Origin of the sequence: Streptomyces sp. NPDC001594, assembly GCF_042893675.1 — a bacterium.
Classification (GTDB): Bacteria; Actinomycetota; Actinomycetes; order Streptomycetales; family Streptomycetaceae; genus Streptomyces.
Window position 1 is genome coordinate 135,856 of record NZ_JBIAVB010000012.1, and the last position, 24,164, is coordinate 160,019.

The 24,164-nt window shown below is 75.3% G+C and carries 20 protein-coding genes; 12 read left to right on the top strand and 8 right to left on the bottom strand.

Annotated elements, in window-relative coordinates; genetic code table 11:
- Positions 1 to 2: 2 nt before the first annotated feature.
- The 3 genes from ACFY0O_RS23880 (at position 3) to ACFY0O_RS23890 (ending at position 3,119) form a co-directional block, all read left to right on the top strand.
- Positions 3 to 650 carry a 4'-phosphopantetheinyl transferase family protein gene (locus ACFY0O_RS23880; RefSeq protein WP_388949713.1) on the top strand — a complete coding sequence of 216 codons (648 nt, stop codon included), beginning with the start codon at positions 3 to 5 and terminating at the stop codon, positions 648 to 650.
- A 98-nt stretch (positions 651 to 748) separates the two neighbouring features.
- Positions 749 to 2,707 (top strand): SpoIIE family protein phosphatase, encoded by a 1,959-nt coding sequence (locus tag ACFY0O_RS23885; protein WP_388949716.1) that lies wholly within the window; start codon positions 749 to 751, stop codon positions 2,705 to 2,707.
- 175 nt (positions 2,708 to 2,882) lie between these two features.
- Positions 2,883 to 3,119 carry a response regulator transcription factor gene (locus ACFY0O_RS23890; protein WP_388949718.1) on the top strand — a complete coding sequence of 79 codons (237 nt, stop codon included), beginning with the start codon at positions 2,883 to 2,885 and terminating at the stop codon, positions 3,117 to 3,119.
- Between the two features lie 18 nt (positions 3,120 to 3,137).
- Here the strand turns inward: ACFY0O_RS23890 and ACFY0O_RS23895 are convergent, their stop codons facing one another.
- From ACFY0O_RS23895 to ACFY0O_RS23915, 5 genes are all read right to left on the bottom strand, one after another.
- The gene (locus tag ACFY0O_RS23895) at positions 3,138 to 4,190 is read right to left on the bottom strand and encodes a serine/threonine-protein kinase (protein ID WP_388949721.1); all 1,053 of its coding nucleotides are present in this window, start codon (positions 4,188 to 4,190) and stop codon (positions 3,138 to 3,140) included.
- A 178-nt stretch (positions 4,191 to 4,368) separates the two neighbouring features.
- Positions 4,369 to 4,947 (bottom strand): hypothetical protein, encoded by a 579-nt coding sequence (locus ACFY0O_RS23900; protein ID WP_388949723.1) that lies wholly within the window; start codon positions 4,945 to 4,947, stop codon positions 4,369 to 4,371.
- A gap of 135 nt (positions 4,948 to 5,082) precedes the next feature.
- Entirely contained in the window at positions 5,083 to 5,553 is a 471-nt protein-coding gene (locus ACFY0O_RS23905; protein ID WP_388949725.1) for a hypothetical protein, read from the bottom strand.
- Between the two features lie 111 nt (positions 5,554 to 5,664).
- Positions 5,665 to 6,258, bottom strand: a complete 594-nt coding sequence (locus tag ACFY0O_RS23910) for a hypothetical protein (protein WP_388949728.1) — start codon at positions 6,256 to 6,258, stop codon at positions 5,665 to 5,667.
- A 231-nt stretch (positions 6,259 to 6,489) separates the two neighbouring features.
- Positions 6,490 to 7,623 carry a PP2C family protein-serine/threonine phosphatase gene (locus ACFY0O_RS23915; protein ID WP_388949730.1) on the bottom strand — a complete coding sequence of 378 codons (1,134 nt, stop codon included), beginning with the start codon at positions 7,621 to 7,623 and terminating at the stop codon, positions 6,490 to 6,492.
- 142 nt (positions 7,624 to 7,765) lie between these two features.
- Here ACFY0O_RS23915 and ACFY0O_RS23920 point away from each other — a divergent pair, with 142 nt between their 5' ends.
- The 9 genes from ACFY0O_RS23920 (at position 7,766) to ACFY0O_RS23960 (ending at position 18,162) form a co-directional block, all read left to right on the top strand.
- Positions 7,766 to 8,707, top strand: coding sequence for a cyclase family protein (locus ACFY0O_RS23920; RefSeq protein WP_388949733.1), 942 nt, complete (start codon positions 7,766 to 7,768; stop codon positions 8,705 to 8,707).
- 138 nt (positions 8,708 to 8,845) lie between these two features.
- Positions 8,846 to 11,545 (top strand): SpoIIE family protein phosphatase, encoded by a 2,700-nt coding sequence (locus tag ACFY0O_RS23925; protein WP_388949735.1) that lies wholly within the window; start codon positions 8,846 to 8,848, stop codon positions 11,543 to 11,545.
- A 96-nt stretch (positions 11,546 to 11,641) separates the two neighbouring features.
- A complete protein-coding gene (locus tag ACFY0O_RS23930) occupies positions 11,642 to 13,201 on the top strand; it encodes a sugar ABC transporter ATP-binding protein (protein WP_388949738.1) in 1,560 nt (519 codons plus the stop codon).
- Complete coding sequence (locus tag ACFY0O_RS23935) at positions 13,099 to 14,235, top strand: ABC transporter permease (protein WP_388950041.1); 1,137 nt, start codon at positions 13,099 to 13,101, stop codon at positions 14,233 to 14,235. Before ACFY0O_RS23930 ends, ACFY0O_RS23935 begins: the two co-directional genes overlap by 103 nt.
- Positions 14,236 to 14,255: 20 nt before the next feature.
- On the top strand, positions 14,256 to 15,392 hold the full coding sequence (locus ACFY0O_RS23940) for a substrate-binding domain-containing protein (protein ID WP_388949741.1): 1,137 nt from the start codon (positions 14,256 to 14,258) through the stop codon (positions 15,390 to 15,392).
- 122 nt (positions 15,393 to 15,514) lie between these two features.
- Positions 15,515 to 16,252 (top strand): HNH endonuclease family protein, encoded by a 738-nt coding sequence (locus tag ACFY0O_RS23945; RefSeq protein ID WP_388949744.1) that lies wholly within the window; start codon positions 15,515 to 15,517, stop codon positions 16,250 to 16,252.
- Entirely contained in the window at positions 16,249 to 16,530 is a 282-nt protein-coding gene (locus tag ACFY0O_RS23950; protein ID WP_358892148.1) for a hypothetical protein, read from the top strand. The genes ACFY0O_RS23945 and ACFY0O_RS23950 overlap by 4 nt, the downstream gene beginning before the upstream one ends.
- Positions 16,531 to 16,647: 117 nt before the next feature.
- A complete protein-coding gene (locus tag ACFY0O_RS23955; RefSeq protein WP_388949748.1) occupies positions 16,648 to 17,058 on the top strand; it encodes a rodlin in 411 nt (136 codons plus the stop codon).
- Positions 17,059 to 17,238: 180 nt separating this feature from the next.
- Positions 17,239 to 18,162 carry a glycoside hydrolase family 19 protein gene (locus tag ACFY0O_RS23960; RefSeq protein WP_388949751.1) on the top strand — a complete coding sequence of 308 codons (924 nt, stop codon included), beginning with the start codon at positions 17,239 to 17,241 and terminating at the stop codon, positions 18,160 to 18,162.
- 5 nt (positions 18,163 to 18,167) lie between these two features.
- On the opposite strand, the gene ACFY0O_RS23965 is transcribed toward ACFY0O_RS23960, so the two are convergent.
- From ACFY0O_RS23965 to ACFY0O_RS23975, 3 genes are all read right to left on the bottom strand, one after another.
- On the bottom strand, positions 18,168 to 20,933 hold the full coding sequence (locus ACFY0O_RS23965) for an AAA family ATPase (RefSeq protein WP_388949753.1): 2,766 nt from the start codon (positions 20,931 to 20,933) through the stop codon (positions 18,168 to 18,170).
- A gap of 254 nt (positions 20,934 to 21,187) precedes the next feature.
- Positions 21,188 to 22,963 (bottom strand): S8 family serine peptidase, encoded by a 1,776-nt coding sequence (locus tag ACFY0O_RS23970; protein ID WP_388950043.1) that lies wholly within the window; start codon positions 22,961 to 22,963, stop codon positions 21,188 to 21,190.
- A 426-nt stretch (positions 22,964 to 23,389) separates the two neighbouring features.
- Positions 23,390 to 24,136 carry a DUF1838 family protein gene (locus ACFY0O_RS23975; protein WP_388949755.1) on the bottom strand — a complete coding sequence of 249 codons (747 nt, stop codon included), beginning with the start codon at positions 24,134 to 24,136 and terminating at the stop codon, positions 23,390 to 23,392.
- Positions 24,137 to 24,164: the final 28 nt, after the last annotated feature.

Sequence of the window (24,164 nt, forward strand, 5' to 3'; positions counted from 1 at the left end):
CCGTGGAGACCGTCTTCCGGCCGCTCGTCCCGGGCCGCGTCCACCACTGGGGCGGGGCCGGGCTGCTGGTGGCCCGCCGCCCCGACCTCACCCACCTGCCGCTGCGCCTCTCCCCGGCCGAACAGCGGGTGGCCCGCGCGCTGCCGGCCTGGCGCCGGTCCGAGTGGATGGCCGGCCGCCTGCTCGCCAAGCGGCTGGCCGGTGAACTCCTCGGGGCCCCGGCCCGGGAGGTGGAGGTCCTGCCCAGGGAGGACGGCAGCCCGCAGCTCCTCGTCGGCGGCAGCCCGCCGCCCCGGGTGCACGTCTCCATCAGCCACACCGCCGGCCACGCCGCCGCGGCCCTGGCCGGGCGGCCGGTGGGCGTGGACCTGTGCGAGACGGGCTCGGCCGCCGCCGTGCGCCGGGTCGCGGACCACGCCTTCTCCCCGGGGGAGCTCTCCCTGATCGGCCCGGACCGGCCGGAGGCGCTGGCCGGGGCCTGGGCGCTGAAGGAGGCCGCGGTCAAGGCCGACCGCAGCGGGGTGTTCGGCCCGGCGCCGCGCCGGATCCCGCTCCTGGGGCTGCGCCCGCCCGCGCTCGGCGGCCCGCGCCGGGCGATGGCCTGGCGGACCGGGGAGGCGGTCGTGGCCCTGGTCCTCACGGGCCCGTGAGGACGGGGGACGCGGCCGCGTTGCGTTGGTGCTCCCCGCCCGGCCGGATCATGCTTGTCAGTGGAGCACCCTGCCTAGCGAGGGCGAGATGAGCTGCGATGGCGCAACTTCCCACCTTTCCCGGTGAGCGGCCGCAGGAGACGAGCGGCTCCGCCGGGGCGGCGTACACCGCGACGGCCATGATCGGCGAGGACGGCGTCGTGACCGAGTGGGGCGAGGGCGCCCGCCGGCTCCTGGGGTACGCCCCCTCCGAGGTGGTGGGACAGCCCGCCGCCCGGCTGCTGGCCGAGGACGGCGGGGCCGTCCGGGAGGCCGGTCCGGGGCAGGGGCGGTGGAGCGGCACGGTGGCGCTGCGGCACCGGGACGGCCGGCGGGTGGAGGTGCCGCTGATCGCCCACCGGTGGACGTCCACGGGCGGGACCGTCAAGTGGACGGTGGTGTCCGCCGTGCCGGACCCGGCCGACGGGCCCCGGGAGACTCCGCTGAACGAGTGGGCGTTCGCCCAGTCGCCGTGTTTCCTGGCGGTCTTCGACGCGGACCTGCGGCTGCTGCGGGCCAACGCGGGCATGCAGCGCACCCTCTCCCTGACCGAGGAGCAGATGCGGGGGCTGCGGCTGCCGGAGATCGCCCCGGACCCGGTGAGCGACGAGACGGAACGGCGGATGCGCCTGGTCGTCGAGACCGGCGAGCCGCAGCAGCTGACCGCGTTCGTCCCCCGGACGGGGGAAGGGCCCGAGCAGGGCTGGGAGACCTCCCTGGCCCCGCTGCGCGACCGGGACGGGCGGGTGCGGGCGGTGTGCCTGGCCGCGCACGACCGGGGTTCCGCCGAGCACGCCGCGCACCCCGAGCACCTGCGGCTGGCCGAGGAGCTCACCGCCCGGCCGGACGGGGGCGCCGCGCAGCCGCCCGGCCCGGGCCGGGAGCACCGTGAGCACACCACCACCATGACGCTGCAGCGCAGCCTGCTGCCGCACACGCTGCCCCGGCAGGGGGCGCTGGAGATCGCCTCCCGTTACCTGCCCGCCGGCGGCGAGGCCGGTGTGGGCGGCGACTGGTTCGACGTGATCCCGCTGTCGGGGGCCCGGGTGGCGCTGGTGGTGGGCGACGTGGTCGGGCACGGCATCCGGGCCTCGGCGACCATGGGCCGGCTGCGGACGGCCGTGCGCACCCTGGCGGACGTGGACCTGCCGCCCGACGAGCTGCTGACCCACCTGGACGACCTGATCATCCACCTGTCCGCGGACGAGGCCGATCCGGACGCGCCCGAGGAGTCGGCGGGGGGCATCGGGACGACGTGCCTGTACGTGGTCTACGACCCGGTGACCCGGCACTGCACCGTGGCCCGGGCCGGTCACCCGCCGCCCGCCGTGGTCTCCCCGGAGGGCTCGGTGTACCTGCTCGACGTGCCGGCCGGGCCGCCGCTGGGCCTGGGCGGGCTGCCGTTCGAGACCATCGAGGTGGAGCTGCCCGAGGGCAGTCTCCTCGCCCTGTACACCGACGGGCTGCTCCAGGCCCGGGAGCACGACCTGGACGAGGCCCTGGACAGCCTGTTCTCGGCGCTGACGCGGCCCGCCTCGACGCTGGACACGGTCTGCGACCGGGTGCTGTCGGCGCTGCTGACCCACCGTCCCGACGACGACGTGGCCCTGCTGGTGGCCCGGACCCGGGCCCTGCACGCGGACAAGGTGGTGGTGTGGGACCTGCCGTCGGATCCCTCGGTCGTGGCCGACGCCCGCCGGTACACCACCGAGCAGCTGACGGCGTGGGAGCTGGACGAGGCCGCGTTCGTCGCCGAGCTGGTGGTGAGCGAGCTGGTCACCAATGCCATCCGGTACGGCCGACCGCCCATCCAGCTGCGCCTGATACACGAGAACGACACGCTGATCTGCGAGGTCTCCGACGCGAGCAGTACGGCCCCGCACATGCGGCGGGCCCGGACCTTCGACGAGGGCGGGCGCGGGCTGCTGCTGGTGGCCCAGCTGGCCCAGCGCTGGGGGACGCGGCACGCCCCCACCGGGAAGACCATCTGGGCCGAGCAGTCGGTGGTGGGGTTCTGAGGGTTCCGTGTTCCGGTTCCCTGTGACGCGCCTGTGACAGTCGACGGACAACTCTATGAAGTGGCGCCCGCAAGCTCTTTAACAGGGACATACAGCGACATTCCGATATATGTCCCTCTGCTTCCAAGGGTGTGAGCAGCAGCGATGACCGAGCCGACACGGCGGAGGAAATCCCATGAGCCTCACCCTCGTTCTGGAGCACGTCGAAGCCCCCTCGACCTCGACCTCGCTGGCCCCGCGTGAGCAGGAGGCGCTGCGCCACATCGCCGCCGGGTGCACCTATCTCCAGGCCGCCCGCAACATGGGGCTCTCCAAGCACACCGTCGACGCCTACCTGCGCCGCATCCGCGCCAAGTTCGGCGTCTACACCACGGCGGAGCTGACCCGCCTGGCCGTCTCCCTGGGCCTCTGAACGAAGCTCCCCCCGGCCCTACGGCCCGTACGGCATCGCGCCGTGCGGGCCGTCGTGCTGTGCGCGGAAGACGGGCAGGGCCCAGGCCGGGGGCTCCTGCGGCGGCTCGGGGACCACGCAGACCTCGGTGGGCGGGTGGTCCGCCCGGACGCCGGGCTCCGTGTCGGTGCGGCGGGCGGCGGGGGTGCCGGTCGCGGCGCGCAGGGCGGCGATGAACTCAAGGCAGCTGTCGTAGCGGTCCTCGGGCACCTTCGCCAGGCCCCTGGCCAGCACCTCGTCGACGGCGGGCGCGATCTCCGGCCGCGTTCCGGTGAGCTTGGGGGGCGGGTCGTACTGGTGCGCCCACAGCAGCGCGGTGGGCTCGGTGTCGCGCCCGAAGGGCGGGCCGCCCGCGAGGGTCTCGTAGACCACGCAGGCCAGGCTGTAGAGGTCGCACCTGCCGTCCACCGGGCGCCCGGAGATCTGCTCGGGCGCCATGTAGTCGACGGTGCCGACGAACTCCCCGGCGGTGGTGAAGCCGGTGGGTGACAGGGCCTTCTTCGTGAGTCCGAAGTCGGTGAGGTAGATGTGCTCGGGATGGTCGCTGTCGGTGCCCGCGGCGACCAGCACGTTGCCGGGTTTGACGTCCCGGTGGACGAGGTCGTGGCGGTGGGCCGCGTCGAGGGCGGAGGCGAGCTGGCCGGCGATCCGCAGGGCGGTGGTGACGGGCAGGGGCCCCTCGCGGTCGAGCAGGGCCCTCAGGTCCAGGCCGGCGACGTAGCGCATGGCGATGTAGAGGAGGCCGCCGGTCTCGCCGGCTTCGAAGACGGGCACGATGTGGGGGTGGTCGATGGCCGCGGCCACCCGTGACTCGTGGGTGAAGCGCCGCCGGAAGGTCTCGTCGCGGGCCCGTTCGGGGGCGATCAGCTTGAGCGCGACCGTGCGGTCCAGCCGCAGGTCCCTGGCCTGGTAGACGACGGCCATGCCGCCGCGGCCGATCATGCGCTCGACCAGGTAGCCCGCGATCTGCCGGCCGATGAGCCCGGAGGCCCGGCCGTCCGCGTACAGGTGCAGATTGGATGCCGTGCCCATCAGGCGCCGCCCTCACCCGGCCGCCGCGGTCGCGCTGGCGCGCGGCTGGCCGCTATTGGCTCATGGAAAGTCTATCCAGTGGTCCCGCGGGGTGCCCCTCACCGGCGGGGCCCGTACGCGCGGGACGCCCTCCGGGGCGGGTGCTCCGGAGGGCGTCCGAGGGTGCGTGGGCCGGGGGTCAGCCGTCGCCGCCGTCGCCGCCGCGGCCGCCGAGGCCGCTGCTCTCGCAGCCGACGCCGACGCAGATCCCGCCGTTGCCGCCCCGGCCGCCGTCGCCGCCGTCGCCGCCGGGAGGGGCGTCGCCGCCGTTGCCGCCGTTGCCGCCGTTGGCGCTGCCGTGGCAGACGCCGGCGCAGACGCCGCCCTTGCCGCCATCGGTGCCGTTGCCGCCGACCGGGCCGGTGGTGCCGTCGCCGCCGTTGGCGCTGCCGTTGCAGAGGCCGGCGCAGATGCCGCCGCCGCTCCCGTTGGTGCCGTTGACGGTGCCGTTGCAGCGGCCGGCGCAGACGTTGTCGCCGACGCGGACGCTGCCGTGGCCGATCTTGACCCCGCCGGCGCCGGAGCCGGAGCCGGAGCCGCCGAAGATCTTCCCGAGCGGGCCGGAGCCGTTGCCGGAGCCGTGCTGGGCGAGGACCTGGGCCTGCTGGACGGCCGGTGCGGCGGGGGCCGCGGAGGCGATCGGGGCGAGGGCGCCGGCACCGAGGAGGGTGGTGGAGACGACGAGACCGAGACGAAGCTTCCAAGAACGTATACGCATGGCATTTCTTCCTTGCTGGGGAATCGTTTCCGCTACGGCTGAGAAGTCTTTTTCCTTGGGATGCGCGGGGCGCCCCGGCCGTTTCGGGCCGGGGCGCCCCGGAGCCTTTCGTTCCGGCTCGTCCGCCTCGCGGGATCAGGTGGTGGTGCCGCTCATCAGGGCGAACCAGTCACCGTCCTGGTACTGCTTCTTCCAGGTGTCGATCTGCTCGGTGCTGATCTTGTACTTGTCGGCGATCTTGTGCGTCATGTCCTTGGAGTCGTCGGCCGCCATCACCGTGAGCACGATGCGCACCTTGTCCACGACGGTCAGTTCCGACTTGGGCTTGTCCGGCAGGTCGGAGAAGCCGAGGCAAGCCGTTCCACCGGGCTTGCCGGGCTCGCCCGGCTGGCCGGGCTGACCACCCTTGCCGCCCTCGCCGCCCTTGCCGCCCTCGCCGCCCAGGCCGCCCAGGGCGCAGTCCGAGGTCCGCAGGGCCGGGGCCGAGGCGCTGGTGGCCGCCGGGGTGTGGGACACCGCCGCCTGCGCGGCGCAGGCCGTACCGGTGACGAGGGCCAGGGAGGCCGCGGCCAGGATGAGCGGACGCTGGAAGGGGATCGTGAACATGGGGGTTTCTCCGTTTCAGAGAACTTCGAGTCACAGGAGTGGGAGGGGATCGAGAGGGTGAGGGGGTGGGGGGAGGCCCGAGGGCCTCCACCCCGTCATGCCGGGCGCCGGTCAGAAGATGCTTCCGCCGCCGGTGCCGCCGCCGCCGCCGAGGCCGCCGAAGATGCCGAGGCCGCCGGTGCCGCCCTTGCCTCCGTTGCCGCCCTGGAAGACGCCGAACCCGCCGCCGCCGCCCTTGCCGCCGTTGCCGCCCTTGAGGAGGCCGTCGCCGCCGCCACCGCCGCCGCCGCCGTTCCCGCCGAAGAGGCCGGAGCCGCCCTTTCCGCCGCCGCCGCCGTTGCCGCCGATGACGCCGTCGCCGCCACCGCCGCCACCGCCGCCGCCACCGCCGGAGAGGATGCCGTTACCGCCGTTGCCGCCCTTGCCGCCGTCGCCGCCGGTGCCGAAGACGCTGCCGCCGCCGGAACCACCGGAGCCACCGCCGCCGCCGATCAGGCCGCCGCCGCCGTCGCCGCCGTCCCCGCCCTTGCCGCCGCCGTTGTGGAAGGCGGTGACCACGTGGGACGGAGCGGGAGCCGCCATGGCCGTCGAGGCCGGGAGGACGACGCCTCCGGTGACGATGGCCGCGGCGGCCGCCAGGGTCGCCAGGCGGAATCCCCGGCGCTGCGGGCGGACGGTACCGGTGGTGTCAAACTTGCGGTTCATGAGTTTCTCCTGACTGTGCATTCCGTTGATGGGGTGCCCGGAATTCGTGGGCGGTGCGGTGAGGGAGTGAGGGGGATTCGATCGGGAATTCCTCCGGGGAGGTTTTCCCTCTCTTTCCTGTTTCCTCGTTTCCTTTCCGTGCCTCAAGTAAGCCCCAGCGGGCACAGCAGGGTCACGTTCCGGAAAGTCGGGACTTGACAGCTCTGCGGACGGCGGGTTAAAAGCCGGATCTCAGTCGATCCGGTCGACGAGGACGACCGCCACGTCGTCGGCCAGCCGGCCGCGCGCATGGCGCAGCAGCGCCCCGCGCAGGCCCTCCAGGAAGGACTGCCGGGTGCGGTCGCGCAGGGCCTCCACGGCCCCGGCGAGATCGAAGAAGGTGTCCTCGCCGTCGCGGGCCTCGAGGATCCCGTCGGTGTACAGCAGCAGCCGGTCCCCCGGCAGGAACGGATGGGTCTCCGTCCTGCCCGGGGGGCCGCTCATGAGCTCCTCCAGGCCGAGCGGCGGCAGCGGGAGGGCGGGCACCAGCGGGCGGACCGCGCCGTCGCGCAGCAGCAGCGGGGGCGGGTGGCCCCGGTTGACGACCTGCACGTCGGGGCTGTCGGGGATCTGGGCCACGACCGCGGTCACGAAGCCCTCCAGGAGGGCCTCCTCGCCGCCGGCCAGGCCGGCGCCCGGGGTGCCCGCGTCCCGGCACAGGGCCGCGCCGCAGTGCCGGACGACCTCCACCAGGTCGTCCTCGTAGTGCACGGACTCCCGGAAGGCGCCCAGGACGACGGCGGCGGCGCGTACCGCGGGCAGCCCCTTGCCCCGGACGTCCCCGACGATGAGCCGGACCCCGTACCGGGTCTGGACGGCGTCGTAGAGGTCGCCGCCGATCTGCGCGCCCGTCTCGGCGGCCAGGTACATGCTGGCGGCGCGTACGGGGCCCAGCCGGGCGGGGACGGGCCGCAGCAGGACCTCCTGGGCGGCCTCGGCGATCCGGCGGACCTGGCCCAGCTCGTGGTCGCGGCGGGTGCGGACGGCGCGGCTGGTCATGACGCTGGCCGTGGTGACCAGGACGAGGGCGAGGAGGTTCGTGTAGACCTGCTGGCCGCCCCAGGCGTGGTTGTACGTGGCGGTGACGACGCTGACGCAGAGGGCCAGTCCGGCCGCCGCGAGCGTCCCGGCGGGGCCGAGGGTGACCGCCGCGAGGGCGGGGGTGGCGACCAGCATCGGGCCGCTGTAGACGAGGTGCGCGGGGGTGAGTTCGACGAGGAGCACCGCGAGGGCGATCGCGAAGGGGACGCCCTGCGCGAGGGTGAAGAGGAACTGGTGGTGGCCGCGGGCTCCCGGTTCCGGGGGCGAGCGCCAGGGCGCTCTCATGAGTCCAGCCTGCCCCGCCCGGGCGTACGGCCGCCACTTCGTGCGGCGCGTCGCGCCGGGGCACCGTCCGGGGGCGCGGCGCGGGGGGTAGGGATGCGGGGACGGCCCGCCGGCCGGCCCCCGCGACACCGGAGCGCCCCGCATGAGCACCGACCCCGACACCGAACAGGCCCCCCGGGTCTCCCGGGAGGAGTTCGACGCCCTGTTCGCCGAGGTCCGCACCTGGGGCCGCTGGGACCCGGCCGCCCGGGGCGCCTGGAACCGGGTCACCCCCGCCCACGTGCTGCGGGCGGCCGCCCTGGTCCGCGACGGTGCGGCCGTGCCGCTCGGGCGGCCGTGGGACACCCGCCCCTCCCCGGACAACCCGCGGCCGGCCCTGCACCACATGACCGACCTGGGCGACGTGGAGTCCCCGGAGCCCACCGCCCACAAGGACTTCCTCGGCGCCGACTACCACGGGAAGTCCGTCAGCCACCTCGACGCGCTGTGCCACATCGCCTACCGGGGGGAGCTCTACGGGGGCCGTCCGGCCCGCGCGGCCGTCGGCTCGGGCGGCGCCCGCTTCGGTTCGGTGGCCGCCCTGGGCCCGCTCGTCACCAAGGGCGTGCTGCTGGACCTGCCCGCCGTCCTGGGGACCGGCTGGCTGGAGCCCGGGCGGGCGGTGCGGGCGGGCGACGTGCTGGCCGCGGAACGGGCGCTCGGCGCGGAGATCGACGAGGGCTGCGCGGTGCTGTTGCGCACGGGCCGCTTCCGGCGTCGCCGGGAGCTGGGCCCGTGGGACCTCGACGCGGCGAGCGCGGGCTTCCACGTGGACGCGGTGCCCCTGCTGGCCGGGCGCGGGATCAGCCTGCTGGGCTCGGACGGGGACGGGGACCTGCGCCCCTCGCCGGTCGAGGGCGTGCACTCCCCGGTGCACACCCTCGCCCTGGCGGCCATGGGGGTGCCCCTGCTGGACAACCTGGACCTGGAGGGGCTGTCCGCGGCGTGCGCCGGAACCGGGCGGTACGCGTTCCTGCTCGTCGTGAGCCCGCTGAACGTCCCCGGCGGAACGGGGTCGCCGGTCAATCCGGTCGCCGTCCTGTGAAGCGGGAAAACTCCCGGAATATACTCAAATCGCACTGATTGAAGCTCCACCGCACACACACCACACACCGCACACCGCACGGACCAGAGCGATCGCCTCGACGCCGCCGGCCGGCCCCGGCAAGGGGAAGTGATGCAGATGGGGGTCACGGGAGACCAGACGGGCCCCGCACGCTCCCGTGAGCGGTTCCTGGGGGGCGAGCCGGTGGAGGGCGGGGTGCGCGGCCCCATCCTGGACTCCTGGCTGCGCTGCCGGCTGCTGGGGCTCTCCCCCGACGAGGCCGACCTCCCCTACCGGGAGGACTTCGACCCCGACAGCCGGCTCGTGCGGGCCGCCGGACCGGTCCTCGACGAGCTGCAGAACCGGTTCTCCGGCAGCCGGATGAACATCTCGGTCACCGACGCGGACGGCATGGTCCTGCAACGCCGCTTCGGCGAACCCTCCCTGGCCCGCAGCCTGCCCCCCATCCAGACAAGGCCCGGTTTCGTCTTCGCCGAGCGGTACGGCGGGACCAACGGCATCGGCCTCGCCCTGGCCGAACGCCGCCCCGTGCAGGTCTACCGCGCCGAGCACTTCGCCGAGCGCGCCCAGTCGAACGCCTGCTGCGCCGCCCCCATCCGCGACCGGCTCAGCGGGCAGGTCGTCGGCGTGCTCTGTTTCGGCTACCCCTACGCCTACGAGAACCCGGAGCTGCCGGTCCTGCTGGGCCGCGCGGTCGGCACGATCGAGCGGCGGCTGATGGCCCAGAGCGCGGAGCGCGAACGCGGCCTGCTGCGCACCTACCTCGACGCCGAACGACTCGCCCGGACGACGGCCCCGGCCGGCCCCGGCGCGGCGGACGGGGCGGACCTGCCGCCGGGCCCCGCCGCCCCCGGACTGGACCCGCACGACCGGGCGGTGCTCAGGGAGCGGGCCACCGAGCTGATCTCCTCGGCCCGCCGGGGCGCCTTCGGCGTGGCCCTCCCCCACGGCGGCGAGGCCACCCTGCTCAGCCGCCCCCTCACCAGCGGGGCCGGCGTCGACGGCATGGTCGTCGAGGCCGTCATCGGCGCCGGCCCGCCCGACCCGCACGCCGCGCCCCCGGACCACCCCGCGCCCCCCGCCCGGCCCCGGGACGCCTTCCGCGGCCTGGTGCTGGTCGGCGAGCCGGAGGTGGGCAAGTACGCCGTCGCGGCCCGGCGGCGCCTGGAGCTGCTGGCCGAGGCCAGCACCCTCATCGGCACCACCCTGGACGTGGCCCGCACCGCCCTGGAGCTCGCCGAGACGGCGGTCCCGCGGCTGGCCGACCACGTCACCGTCGACCTGCCCGAGTCCGTCCTGCACGGCGAGGAATCGGCCGACCCGGCGGCCGAGCTGCGCCGCACGGTGGTCCACGGCATCCGCGACGACTGCCCCTTCCAGCCGGCCGGTCAGCACGTGGAGCTGTTCCCCGGCGGCCCCCACATGCGCTGCCTGACCGGCGGGCACCCCGTCCTGGAGCCCGAGCTGGGCTCCGCCGCGGGCTGGATCGCCCAGGACCCGCGGCGGGCCCGCCGGCTCCTGGCACACGGCGTGCACTCCCTGATCGTCGTCCCGCTGCTCGCCCGCGGGGTGCTGCTGGGCATCGCGAGCTTCTACCGCGCCCAGGACCCGGCCCCGTTCGGGGACGACGACGTCCGGCTCGCCGGGGAGCTCGCCGCCCGGGCCGCCCTGTGCGTCGACAACGCCCGCCGCTACACCCGGGAGCACAACCTGGCCCTGGCCCTCCAGCGCAGCCTCCTGCCGCGCGGCCTGCCCGAACAGGGCGCCGTCGAGGTGGCCCACCGCTACCTGCCCGCCGAGTCCGGGGTCGGCGGCGACTGGTTCGACGTCATCCCGCTCTCGGGCACCCGGGTCGCCCTCCTCGTCGGAGACGTGGTGGGCCACGGACTGCACGCCGCCGCCACGATGGGCCGGCTGCGGACCGCCGCCCGCACCTTCGCCGAACTGGAACTCGCCCCCGACGAGCTCCTCACCCACCTGGACAACCTCCTGGTCCGCCTGGACCGGGAGGAGGGCGGCGACGAGGCCCCGGGCAGCACCGGCGTCGTGGGGGCCACCTGCCTGTACGCGGTCTACGACCCGACCACCCGGCTCTGCACCATGGCCCGGGCCGGCCACCTCCCGCCCGCCCTGGTCCACCCCGACGGCCTCGTGACCTTCCCCGACCTGCCCGCCGGCCCCCCGCTGGGCCTGGGCGGGCTGCCCTTCGAGACGGCCGAGATCGAGCTGCCCGAGGGCAGCACGCTGGTCCTCTACACCGACGGCCTCGTGGAGGACCGCCACGGCGACATCGACGTCGCCCTCGACCGGCTGCGGACCGTCCTCGCCCACCCGGACCGGGCCCCCGAGGAGACCTGCCGGGCCGTCATGGACGCCATGGCCCCCGAGCACCCGGGCGACGACATCGCCCTGCTCGTCGCCCGCGCCCACACCCTGCCCGCCGGGCGGATCGCCGCCTGGGACCTGCCGGCCGACCCCGCCCAGGTCTGCGACGTCCGCGCGGCCGCCACCCGGCGGCTGGCCGAATGGGGGCTGGAGGAGCTCTCGTTCGCCGCCGAACTGCTGCTGAGCGAGCTGGTCACCAACGCCATCCGCTACGGGGGCGAGCCCATCCGGGTACGCCTCATCCACGACCGCACACTGATCTGCGAGGTCTCCGACGGCGGCAGCACCGCCCCCCACCTGCGGCGGGCGGCCACCACGGACGAGGGCGGCCGCGGCCTGTTCCTCGTCGCCCAGCTGGCCCAGGCCTGGGGCACCCGCTACACCCCGCGGGGCAAGGTGATCTGGGCCGAATGCGCCCTGGACGCCGCTTAACGTCCGCCGTATCCCGAAATAGGGGCATCCGGCCAGTAGCATCCCCCTGTCCGCCCTCCCGTGCGGGGGCCCGAGGCCGGCCCCGGAGACGTCCCGTTGCACGACGCCCATGACGAGTACGACGCCCCGCCCCAGCCTGGCCCGGAGCCGCTCCTGCGGATCCGGGGCCTGCGCAAACGGTTCGGCGGCACCGTCGCGCTGGACGGGGTGGACCTCGACCTGCACGCCGGCCGCGTCCTCGCGCTCCTCGGCCCCAACGGCGCCGGCAAGTCCACGCTCATCAAGGTGCTCGCCGGGATCCACCGGGCCGACGCGGGCGAGGTCACCATGGCCGGACACCCGCTCGGCAGCGCGGCCGCCTCCGCGGCCATGTCCTTCATCCACCAGGATCCGGGCCTGGTCGACTGGATGACCGTCGCCGAGAACACCGCCCTGGCCACCGGCTACCCGCGCCGCCTCGGCCTGATCTCCTGGCGGCGCACCCGGGAGCGGTGCGCCGAGGCCCTCGCGGCCGTCGCCGGCCATCTGGACCCCGGCGCCCGCGTCGCCGGCCTCGCCCCCGCCGAACGCGCCCTGGTGGCCATCGCCCGGGCCGTCGCGCGCGACACCCGCCTCCTCGTCCTCGACGAGCCCACCGCCACCCTCCCCGCCGCCGACTGCGCCCGCCTCTTCGAGGTCCTGCACGCCCTGCGCGACCGGGGCCACGGCATCCTCTACGTCACCCACCGGCTCGACGAGGTCCACCGGGTCGCCGACTCCTTCGCCGTCCTGCGCGACGGCCGCACCGCCGCCCGCGGCCCCCTCGCCGGATACGGGCCCGACCGGCTGGTCCGGGACATCACGGGCGGCGGCGCCCCGGCCCGCCCCGGGCGCCCGACCCCGGCCGCGCCCCCGCCCGGGCGTCCCCCCGTCCTGCGCCTGGACGCCGTGACCACCGCGGGCTGCGGGCCCGTCAGTCTGGAACTGGCGGCCGGGGAGATCCTGGGCATGGTGGGGCTGACCGGAGCCGGCCACGCGCACCTGGGCCGCGCCCTGGCCGGGGTGCTGCCGCTGCTCGGCGGCCGGGTCCTGCTCGACGGCCGGCCCTACCGGCCGCGCGGACCGGCCGGGGCGGTGCGCCGGGGCGTGGGCTTCGTGGCCGCCGACCGCCAGGAGGAGGGCTGCGCCCCCGATCTGACGGTCCGGGAGAACCTGCTGGCCAACCCCGGGGCGGCCGGGGTGCCGGCCTGGCACTGGCTGGGGCCCCGGCGCGAGCGGCGCGAGGCGGCCGCGCTGACCGAACGCTTCGCGGTGCGCCCCGCGGACACCGAGGCGCCCCTCGCCTCCCTGTCGGGCGGCAACCAGCAGAAGGTCGTCCTGGCCCGGTGGCTGCGCGGGCACCCGCGGCTGCTGGTCCTGGAGGAGCCGACCGCGAGCGTGGACGTGGGCGCCAAGGCCGCGGTGCACCGGATGCTCGACGGTGCGGCCGCCGACGGGACGGCGGTCCTGCTGGTGTCCACCGACTTCGAGGAGGTCGCGGACCTCTGCCACCGCGCGCTGGTCTTCGTCCGGGGATCGGTGGCGGCCGAGCTGTCCGGCGCCCGCCTGACCCCGGCCGGACTCACCCGCACCGCCTCGGCCGTGCCCGCCGTCACCGGACCCGCGGGGGCTCCGTGAGCGCCCGTTCCCCGCGCGGGCACCTCGTCGGCACCTACGGCCTGCCGGCCCTGGGCGTCCTGCTGTTCCTGGCGTTCTCCCTCGCCCTGCCGGCCACCTTCCCCACCCGGGACAACGTCTCCTCGATCCTGTCCGCCCAGGCGATCCCCGCCCTGCTCGCCCTCGGCGCGACGGTGCCGATCGCCACCGGGAAGTTCGACCTGTCCCTCGGCTACGGGCTGGGGCTGGCCCACGTCCTGGTGATGCACCTCGTCGTCGATACCGGCACGCCCTGGCCCCTGGCCTGCCTCGCCGTGGTCGCGGGCGGCGCGCTGGCCGGCGCGGTGAACGGGATCGTCGTCGAGTTCGCCCGCATCGACTCCTTCATCGCCACCCTGGGCACGGGCAGCATCATGTACGCCTTCACCGGATGGCTCACCGAGGGCAGCCGCGTCGTGCCCGGCCCGCAGGGGCTGCCGCCCTCCTTCACCGCCCTGTACGACACCACGTTCCTCGGTCTGCCGCTGCCGGCGTTCTACGTCCTGGCCGCCGCCGCGGTGCTCTGGGCGGTGCTGGAACGGCTGCCCTTCGGCCGGTACCTGTACGTCGCCGGCTCCAACCCCCGGGCCGCCGCCGTCCTGGGGATCCCCACCCGCCGGTACGCGGTCTGCGCGTTCGCCGCCTCGGGCCTGGTCACCGGGATCGCCGGGGTGCTGCTCGCCGCGCAGCAGCAGATCGGGAACCCGAGCGTCGGCCTGGACTACCTGCTGCCGGCCTTCGTCGGCGCCCTGCTGGGCTCCACCACCGTCAGACCCGGCCGGGCCAACGCCCCCGGCACCCTGGTGGCCGTCGGGGTGCTCGCCGTCGGGCTCGCCGGGATCGGCCAGCTCGGCGCCGACTTCTGGGCCACCCCGCTGTTCAACGGCGGGACGCTGCTGGTGGCCGTCGGCCTGGCGGGCTACGCGGCCCGGCGGCGGCTGCGCGCCCGTCCCGCGGCGGCCGGGCCCGCCTCCCCCGCCGACGCCGTCTCCCCCCGGCCGCCCGCACACCCCTGACCAGGAGCACCGTGTACCCGATGCGCAAGCGCCTCCTCGCGGCGGCGGCCCTGTGGGCCGCCTCCGCCGTACTCGCCGCGGGCTGCGGCGGCGGCGGCTCCGCGCACCCCTCGGCCACCGCCTCCGGTGCCCGCTGCCCGGCCGCGCTCGCCCGGGCGCGGGAGGCGGTCCGGCTGGCCGAGCGGACCGGCGCCGCCTGGAACGGGCCCGCCACCGGCCCGGTGGCGGTCCCCGGCAAGTCCCTGGTCTACGTCGCCCAGACGATGACCAACCCCGGGGTGGCCGGGGTCGCCGAGGGGGTCCGGGAGGCCGCGGCGGCCATCGGCTGGCAGGTCCGGGTGATCGACGGGGAGGGCAGCCCGGCCGGTCTCCAGGCCGCGCTCGGCCAGGCGGTCACCCTGCGGCCCTCGGGCATCGTCATCGGCGGCTTCGACCCGCGGCTGACGGCGCAGCAGACGGCGCAAGCCCGGGCGGAGGGCATCACGCTGATCGGCTGGCACGCGGTCGGCTCCCCCGGCCCGAGCACGGAGCCCCGGCTGTTCACCAACATCACCACCAGGGTGGAGGAGGTGGCGGGGATCAGCGCGGACTGGGTCGTCGCCCGCTCCGGCGGCGCGGCCGGGGTGGTCGTCTTCACCGACGACTCCGTCCCCTTCGCCCGCGGCAAGGCGGAGCTGATCGGACGGCGGCTCGCGGCCTGCCCGGGCGTGGACGTGCTCGCCACGGAGAACATCCCCATCCCGGACGCCGGCCAGCGCACCCCCCAGGAGGTCTCCTCGCTGCTGTCGCGCTTCGGGGACCGGTGGACCGACTCCGTGGCAATCAACGACCTGTACTTCGCCGACGCCGCCCCGGCCCTCCGCGCCGCCGGGCGGCCGGGCGGGGGGCCGCCCTTCAACATCGGTGCGGGCGACGGGGACCCGTCCGCCTTCCAGCGGATCAACAGCCGCGGCTTCCAGGCGGCCACCGTCCCCGAACCGCTGTCCCAGCAGGGCTGGCAGGCCGTCGACGAGTTCAACCGCGCCTTCGCCGGGCAGCCGGCCAGCGGCTACGTCGCCCCGGTCCACGTGGTGACGGCCGAGAACAGCGGCGGGGCCACCTCCTGGGACCCGAAGGGCTACCGGGAGGCGTACCGGAGGATCTGGCACGGCGGGTGACCTGGGGGGCGGCGGAAAGGAATCGGCACCCCGTCCAGGGGCCGGTGCGGGGTTGGTTGTCCGGTTATGGGTAGGCTTCCCGAGTCGGTGTGCGGGTTCCGTCCGGGCGGGGTGGGGTTGTCATGGGTCGTCAGACCAGGGTGTGCGCGGGGGCGGTGGCCGCGGTGCTGCTGATCGGGCTGAGCGGGTGCGGCGGCCCGAAGGGCCAGGCGGACGGGAAGACCCCGCACGGGCCGGCCTCGGGCGCGGCCCCCTCCGCCTCCTCCGCGCCTCCGGCCGGGGACGCCAAGCCGCTCCCGGGGGACGTGCTGCCGGGCATGGTCGGCGCGGCCGTGGCGCGCGCCCAGCTGGCGGCGCTCAAAACGGGCAAGCCCGGCACCATGGCCGGGTACAGCCGCGACAAGTTCACCCACTGGGCCGAGCAGGGCGACAAGTGCGACACCCGCGAGGCGGTCCTCCAGCGCGACGGCAAGAACGTCACCCGGGACGCCGAGTGCCGGGCCGTTTCGGGCAGCTGGAAGAGCCTGTACGACGGGGTCACCGTCAACGAGGCGTCGAAGCTGGACATCGACCACATGGTCCCGCTCGCCGAGGCGTGGCGCTCGGGCGCCGCCGGGTGGGACTCGGCCAAGCGCAAGGCCTTCGCCAACGACCTGACGCGGCCCCAGCTGCTGGCCGTCTCGGCCGCCTCCAACCGTTCCAAGGGCGACCAGAGCCCCGACCTGTGGCAGCCGGCGGACAAGTCGAGCTGGTGCCAGTACGGGCGCGCCTGGACCACCGTCAAATCCCACTACGGGCTGACCGTCACCGATGCCGAGAGGGCCATGCTGACCACCATGATCGACACCTGCGCCGCATGACCGGCCCCCGTCAGTACCAGTGGCAGGACGAGGTCCTCGCCGGCCCCGGCGGGGCCATGACCGACGAGGTCGGCGTCATCACCGGCCCGCTGACGCTGCGCACCACCGGCGGCCCGGACGGGAAGGTCCGTTTCGAGGTGCAGTACACGGACGCGGACGAGTGGTACACCCTCACGGGCAGTCCGGCGGCGCACGGCGACCCGCACGCGCTGCACACCGCGGCACTGCGGGCGATCCGCGCGGGGGGTGGCGCCGAGGCCCCGGCGCCACCCGTCTGAGCAGCCCTTCCGGACGGATCGTTGGGCCGCCCGGGTGACGGGCGATAACCCCTGGCGCCGGGGGCAGTTGATCCAGACGTCCCGCCGGGGACAGCTCATGCGACAGAAGGATCCCCAATGCTCAAGAAGTTCATGGCCACCGCTGCGGTCACCGCCTCCATCCTGGGCACGGGCGCCCTCGCGGCCTCCCCGGCGATGGCGATCGGCAACGACAACGGCGTCAACACCGTCAACGGCAACGGCGCGCAGCAGATCTACGGCAACCAGGAGACCTCGGGCGCGATGAGCCCGGAGCTCGGTGTGGTCCAGGGCTCGCTGAACAAGCTCTGCGTCGGCCTGCCCGCCAAGGTCAACGTCCAGTCCGTCCTCGCCCTGATCAACGTCGGCGTCCAGGACATCCCGATCGCCTCCAACCCGCAGAACCAGCAGTGCGCCGAGAACTCCACCCAGGCCAAGGGTGACGAGACCCTCTCGCACATCGTGGACAACATCCCGGTCCTGTCCGGGAACCTGTCGGCCGGCAGCTGATCCAGCGGCTCCGGAGCGGCGTGGCGACGCGGTCGCCACGCCGCTCCGGCGTTTCCCCGCACGCACGCCGCTCCGAAGTTTGGTCTAGACCTTGACAGGTCCATACCAGTTCGGTTCAGTGGCGGTACTCGTCGCCCCCCACTTCCCGCGACGACTCCCCCCACTCAAGGAGCAGTTCACGTGATACGTGCGCTTCGCCGCCGCGCCCTCTCCCTCGCCACCGCCGCCACCGCGACCCTCGGTCTCGCCGTCGCCCTGCCCGCCTCCCCCGCCTCGGCCGCCCCCGCGTGCGCCGGCGCCTGGAGCTCCTCCGCCGTCTACACGGGCGGCATGAACGCCTCGTACGGCGGCCACAACTGGCAGGCCAAGTGGTGGACCCAGGGCGAGACCCCGGGCACCACCGGCCAGTGGGGCGTCTGGTCGGACCAGGGCGCCTGTGGCGGCGGGGGCGGCCAGGACCCCGACCCGGGCACCGGGAACCCGTCCGGGTTCGTGGTCAGCGAGGCCCAGTTCAACCGGATGTTCCCGAACCGCAACCCCTTCTACACCTACAACGGCCTGGTCGCCGCGCTCTCCGCCTACCCCGCCTTCGCCAACACCGGGGACGACACGGTCAAGCGGCGCGAGGCGGCGGCCTTCCTCGCGAACGTCTCCCACGAGACGGGCGGGCTGGTGTACATCGTCGAGCAGAACACCGCCAACTACCCGCACTACTGCGACGCCTCGCAGCCCTACGGCTGCCCGGCCGGCCAGGCCGCCTACTACGGCCGCGGCCCCATCCAGCTCAGCTGGAACTTCAACTACAAGGCCGCCGGCGACGCCCTCGGCATCAACCTGCTCGCCAACCCCTACCTCGTGGAGCAGGACCCGGCCGTCGCGATGAAGACGGCGCTCTGGTACTGGAACACCCAGAACGGTCCGGGCACGATGACCGCCCACGCGGCCATGGTCAACGGAGCGGGCTTCGGCGAGACCATCCGCTCCATCAACGGGGCCCTGGAGTGCAACGGCGGCAACCCGGCGCAGGTGCAGAGCCGGGTGGACAAGTACCAGGCGTTCACCAGCCTGCTGGGCGTCACCCCGGGGGCCAACCTGAGCTGCTGACCGCCTCAGTGGCCCCGCAGCGCGGTGGCCAGCTGGGCCCGGGAGCGGACGTCGAGCTTCTGGTAGATCCGGGTGAGCCGGGCCTCGACGGTCTTGACGCTGAGGAACAGCTTGGCCGCCGCCTCCTGGTTGCTCGCGCCCCCGCCGACCAGCAGGGCGAGCCGGGCCTCGGCGTCGGTCAGCGCCGCCGCGCCCGGGTGCGGGACGCAGGTCTCGGGCGCGTTCTCCCGGGCCAGGGCGAGCCACGGCCGCGCCCCGGCCCGCTCGAACACCTCGGCGGCGTCCTGCAGCGCGGCCCGGGCCGGCGCCCGGCGGCGGCGCCGGCGTTCCACCCGGGCCAGCGCGAGCAGCGTCCGGCCCCGTTCCAGGGGCAGTCCGAGGGCCTCGAAGCGCCGGACGGTGTCCTGGAGCAGGGCGACGGCGGGCTCCGGTTCGCCCTGCGCGGCCAGGGCGAGCCCCCGGGCCCGGTCCAGGGCGGCGAGCACGGGGCCGCGCTCCAGGGCGCGGGCGACGGGGGTCACCGCGTCGAGGAGGGCGACGGCCCCGCCCGGGTCGTCGGCGGCGACCAGCGCCTCGGCGAGCTCGCCGTGCCAGCGCAGGATCGAGGGGTCGACCACCTGCTGGGCCCGTTCCAGTTCGGCGACCCGGCGCAGGGTGGCCACCGCCTTGGCGGCCTCTCCGGTGGCCAGTTCCACGGTGCCCAGGGCGTAGAGGCCCCGGGAGAGGAAGACCTGGTCGTGTTCCTCCTCGGAGGCGCGGATGCCGCGGCGGGCGTAGGCGGCGGCCCGGGCGAAGCTGCCGCCGGCGGCCTCGGCGGTGGCGGCGACGTACCAGGCGGGGCCCGGGGAGAGGCCCGCCTCGATGGTCAGCTCCAGGGCGCGGCGGGCGTGGGCGGCGCCCAGGACGCAGGCGCCGCGCCGCAGTTCGACCTCGGTGAGGCTGCGCAGCACCTCGAAGACGTCCTCGGCGGATCCGGTGCGCTGGACGGCGGGCAGCAGCACGAGCAGCCGGCTGCGGGCGTCGGCGAGCCGGTCGTCGAAGAGGGCGTGGCGGACGGCGAGGTACTGGGGGGCGTTGCGCATGCCGAGGGGGACCTCGGGGGCGGGCAGGGCGAGGGCCTCGGCCAGGATGTCCTCGGCGTCGGGGTCGGCGAGGATGCGCCCCATGCGGGCCCGGACGGTCAGGGCCATGGCCTCGGCGACCTGGTCGCCGCCCGCCTTGGCGAGGGCCCCGGCCTCGGCGGCGGCGTCGCGGGAGCGGACGGGGTCCCCGTCGCTGAGGTTGTGCTTCCAGGCGATGCGCAGCTGTACGGCGGCCAGCAGGGAGGGGTCGTCGGCGGCGTCGGCCTCGGCGCAGGCGAAGGCGAAGGTCTCGTCGAGGGCGGCCAGGGCCTGCCCGGCGGCGTCGATCACGGCGAGCCGGGCCCGTACCCGCTGGGCGGGCGAGGCGTCCCGGGCGAGGACGGCGCGGGTGGCGCGGCGGGCGAGGTCGGCGCGGCCGGCCCAGCCGGCGTCCTCGGCGGCCGCGACGAGCCGGGCGAGTTCCTCGGCGGGCCGGTCGGCGGGGGTGCGTTCGGCGGCGAGCAGCCCGAGTTCGGCGGCCAGGGCGCGCTGGCCGCGGCGGCGGCAGGCGTCGGCGGCGCGGGTGATCCCGTCGGCGAGTTCCGCGTCGGGGGTGTCGACGGCCAGGGCGCGGTGGCGGACGGCCTGGACGGGGTCGCCGACGGCGGCGGCGAGGGCGGCGTGTCCGGCGGAGCGCTCGGGCCAGCCGGCGTCGGCGGCCAGGGCGGTGGGCAGGGCGCCGGCGGTGAAGGTGACGGCGCCGTCCTCGCCGACGGTGACCAGGGCGGCCCGTTCGGCCTCCGCGAGTTCCGCTTCGGCGTCGGGGCGGCCGGCGCGGCGCAGCAGGGCGGTGGTGGGGCGGTCGGCGAGGGCGGCGAGGAGCAGGGTGGGGCGGGTGTGGGCGGGGGCTTCGGCGAGGAGCCGGCGGGCGACCTCGCGGGCCTGGCCGGAGACGGGCAGGGGATCGGCGTGGTGGATGCGGGCGCCCTGGCTGCCGGCGGCTTCGGCGAGGGAGTGGCCGAGGGCGAGGGCGAGGCGGGGGTTGCCGCCGCTGGCCTGGTGGATGCGGCCGGCGAGGCGGGCGGGGAGGCCGTGGCGGAGCAGCAGTTCGGCGACCTCGTCGGCGCCGAGGGCGGGGACGCGGACGGCGGGGGCGCCGGGGCCGCAGAGGGTCTCGGCGGCGGGGGCGGCGCCCTGGGCGCGTTCGGCGACGAGGACCCGTACGCGGGGCGGGGTCAGGCGCAGGGCGTAGCGGAGCAGGTCGGCGCTCTCGGCGTCGAGCCACTGGGCGTTGTCGACGAGGAGCAGGAGGGGGCCGGGGGCGGCGAGGGTGCGCAGGACCTCGGCGAGGGCCAGGCGCAGGGCGACGTGGTCGCGTCCGGCGCGGGGTGCGTCGGCCTCGCGGCGCAGCAGGGCGATGGCGGCGCGCTGGGGTCCGGCGAGGCGGTCGAGGACGGAGCGGGGCACGCGGGCGAGCAGGGCGGCGGCCGAGGCCTCGGGTATGTGCAGGTCGGCGGCTTCGGGGGCGAGCCGCAGGACGGTCTCGCGGCGGGATTCGGCGGCGGCCGCGACGGCGTGGGCCACCTCGGTCTTGCCGGCTCCGGCGGGGCCGGTCAGGACGGCGCGGCCGTGCGCGCTCAGCGCGCGGCCGACGGCCTCGATGAGTACGCCGTGTCCGATGTTGGTGTCAGCGTGCCCCGTCGCCGCCACGCACAGCCACCAGCCTTTCGCTCCCCGGTCCTGCCCTTCCCGTGAGACGCGACAATACGAGGTCCGCCCCCCGGCGGACCCGGATTGTGACGCAGAATTCAGTCGGGCGACAGAAATGTCCCGCGGACCTGCCGGTACGGGAGGTATCGGCAGGTCCGCGGGGTGGGTTGGTCCGTACTATCGCCCCGTCAGGCCGGAGGTGGGGGACTCCGGCGGGCGTCCGGACCGGGGAGTGGCGCGGGGGGTCCGGCGGATCAGAAGCCGAGGCTCCAGGAGTCGATCTTGCCGGTGTCGCCGCCGGCGTTGTCGTTGACGCGGAGCTTCCAGGTGCCGTTCGCGGTCTCGGAGGAGGCGTCGACGGTGTAGGTCTGGTTGATGTTGGCGGTGCTGCCGCCGGCCCGGTTGTGCAGGGTGTAGACGGTGCCGTCGGGGGCGACCAGGTCGACCTTCAGGTCGCCGATGTAGGTGTGGGCGATGTTCACGCCGACCTTGAGGGCGGCCGGGGCGTTGCCGGTGACGCCGGTGACGGTGATCGGGCTCTCCACCGTGCTGTTGTCGGCGATGGCGAAGTCCGCGGTGTTCTCGAAGAACGGCGTGTTGGGGGTGGAGGTCACCGCGTTGACGGTGGCCGCCGCGTCGGCGAGGCCGGCGCCGCAGCCGCCGGTGCAGGTGCCGGCCAGCGGGCGGGCGTTGGCCTTGATGGCGGCCTCGACCTGCGCCGGGGTGAGGGAGGGCTTGGCGGCCACGAGGAGCGCGGCGAGGCCGGCGATGTGCGGGGCGGCCATGCTGGTGCCCTGGTACGGCTTGTAGATCTCGGCGCCGGGGGTGGTGGTGCCGTTGTTCAGCGTGGAGAGGATGCCGTTCTCGGGCGTGGTGACGGTGCCGGGCGTGTCGGTGGCGCGGCGGGTCTCGCCGCCGGGGGCCGAGACGTCGACCTTGGCGCCGAAGTTGGAGTAGAAGGAGCGGTCGCCGGTGCGGTTGGTGGCGGCCACGGTGATGACGTTGTTGCAGCTGGCCGGGGTGAAGGAGCTCGCGTCGGCGTTGCTGTTGCCGGCGGCCACGACGACGGTGGTGCCGCGGGCGACGGCCGCGTTGATGGCGTTCTGGTAGCTGGAGCTGCAGGTGCCGGAGCCGCCGAGGCTCATGTTGATGACCTTGGCGGGGGTCGGGTTCGCCGGGACGCCCGCGACGGTGCCGCCGGAGGCCCAGGTGATGGCGTCGACGATGTCCGAGGTGGCGCCGCCGCACTTGCCGAGGACGCGGACGGGCTGGATCTTCGCGTTGTACGCGATGCCCGCGACGCCCTTGCCGTTGTTGGTGGCGGCGGCGATGGTGCCGGCCACGTGCGTGCCGTGCCAAGAGGAGTCGCTGGCCTTGGAGCCGGTGCCGCACTCGCCGGCGGCGCTCCAGTCGCCCTGGTCGGCCGGGTTGTTGTCGCGGCCGTTGCCGTCGCGGGCGGCGGTGGAGTCGGAGATGAAGTCGTAGCCGGCGACGATGTTGGGGGCGACGTCGGAGTGGGTCACGTAGCCGGTGTCGATCACGGCGACGGTGACGCCGGCGCCGGTGGTCTTGTCCCAGGCGGCGGGCACGTTCATGCCGGCGGTGGGCTCGAAGAGGTCCCACTGCTTGGCGTACTCGGTGTCGTCCGGGGTGGCCATCGCGTAGGCGCGGGAGTCCGGCTCGACGTAGGCGACGTCCGGGTCGGCGCGGAACTGGTCCATCACCTTCGCCGCGTCGGCCGGGGCGGTCGCACCGCCCAGGTTGACGAGCGCGGCTCCGGTGCCCAGGCGGCGGTCGAACTTCGCCTTCTTGCCGGCCTTCTCGCCCTTGGCGCTGGCGTCGGCGGCGGCCGCGGTGTTGGAGCCGGCCTCGGGGGCGGAGGACTTGTAGCCCACGATCAGGTTCTCGACCGGGGCGGCGGCCGGGGCGGACGGGGCCGCCGCGTTCGGGAGGGTGTGGGCGGCCGGGTCGCTCGCGGGGGTCACGGCCACGGCGGCGGTGGCGGAGCCTGCGAGGAGGGTGACGGACATGGCCACGACGGATATGAGCCGTCGTCGGGGTGCGTGCACGGTGTTCCCCTTACGGGCCGGTTCCGGGCAGGCCGGAGCGGCCGGTGTGTGCGGTGTGGGAGGTGGAACCGGCGCCGCGGGGCCGGGAGGGCTGGTCGAACCGCCCCGGCCGCCGCCGCGCGCCAGTCGCCCGGCCGCAACGGCGGGGCTGGGCGACTGCGTGTACCGGCGATCCGCGCCTCCGCGTACGGCTTCACACCATGTGGGGTTGGTGCGGGGGCAGTTCGGGGTGCGGGAGACCGCCGGTGGGCAGACAGTAGGCAACGCGGGGATGAACCCGATACAGGGAAAACCCTTGTCCGGACCCTGGGGAAGCCTGTGGAACCCCTGTGAAACACCTGTGCAATCTGCACGCAACGAACGGGGGCGGCACCGGCCCCCCGCGGGCTACTGCGGGTTGCCGCGCGGGTGGAGGGCGCGGAAGTACGTCCAGCTGGTCTCGTTCGGCTCGGTCCACTTCTCCGGGGCGTGCGCGAACTCGGGGTGGCGGCCGGAGACGTAGGCGCGGGTGCGCTCGGGGACCTCGGCGTAGGAGCCGAGCTTCACGCCCCGGCAGTGGAAGGTGAGGCCGCCGGGGCGTTGTCCCTGCTCCATCCAGGGCAGCCAGGGGGACATCCGCGTCCAGGACATGGTCGCCGGGACGCTCGGCGCCGCGCCGGCGAGGGCCTCGGCGGGGGTGAAGAACTGGAAGAGCTCCAGGGCCCGGTAGGTGTCGTCGGCGGAGTTGAGCGGGTAGTCCGCGACGGGCAGCGGGGAGGGGTAGGCGAGGGGGATCTCCAGGCTGAAGCAGACCTGGCCGCCGAGTTCGGTGCGGGGGACGGGGAAGGGCCGCAGGCGCAGGTTGGCCGGGTCGTTCCAGACGTGGACCACGGGCTTGTCCTGCCAGGTCTCCAGGATCTCCCGAGTGGCGGGGTCGAGGTAGAAGGCGGCCTCGCGCGAGAGCAACCGGTAGCCGCCCTCCGCCTCGTCGGCCACGAGCCGGGAGACGTTGACCCCTTCGAAGCCGAAGAGGCGCCGGTAGGGCTCGCCGGGGGCCCAGGCGTGGACGTCGCCGGTCCACCAGTAGACGGCCTCCTCTCCGTCGAGGGAGGCCCGGGTGCGGGCGAAGTCGCGCAGCAGGTCGTCCGGTGTCATACGGAGAACTCTGGCCGGACGGTATCCG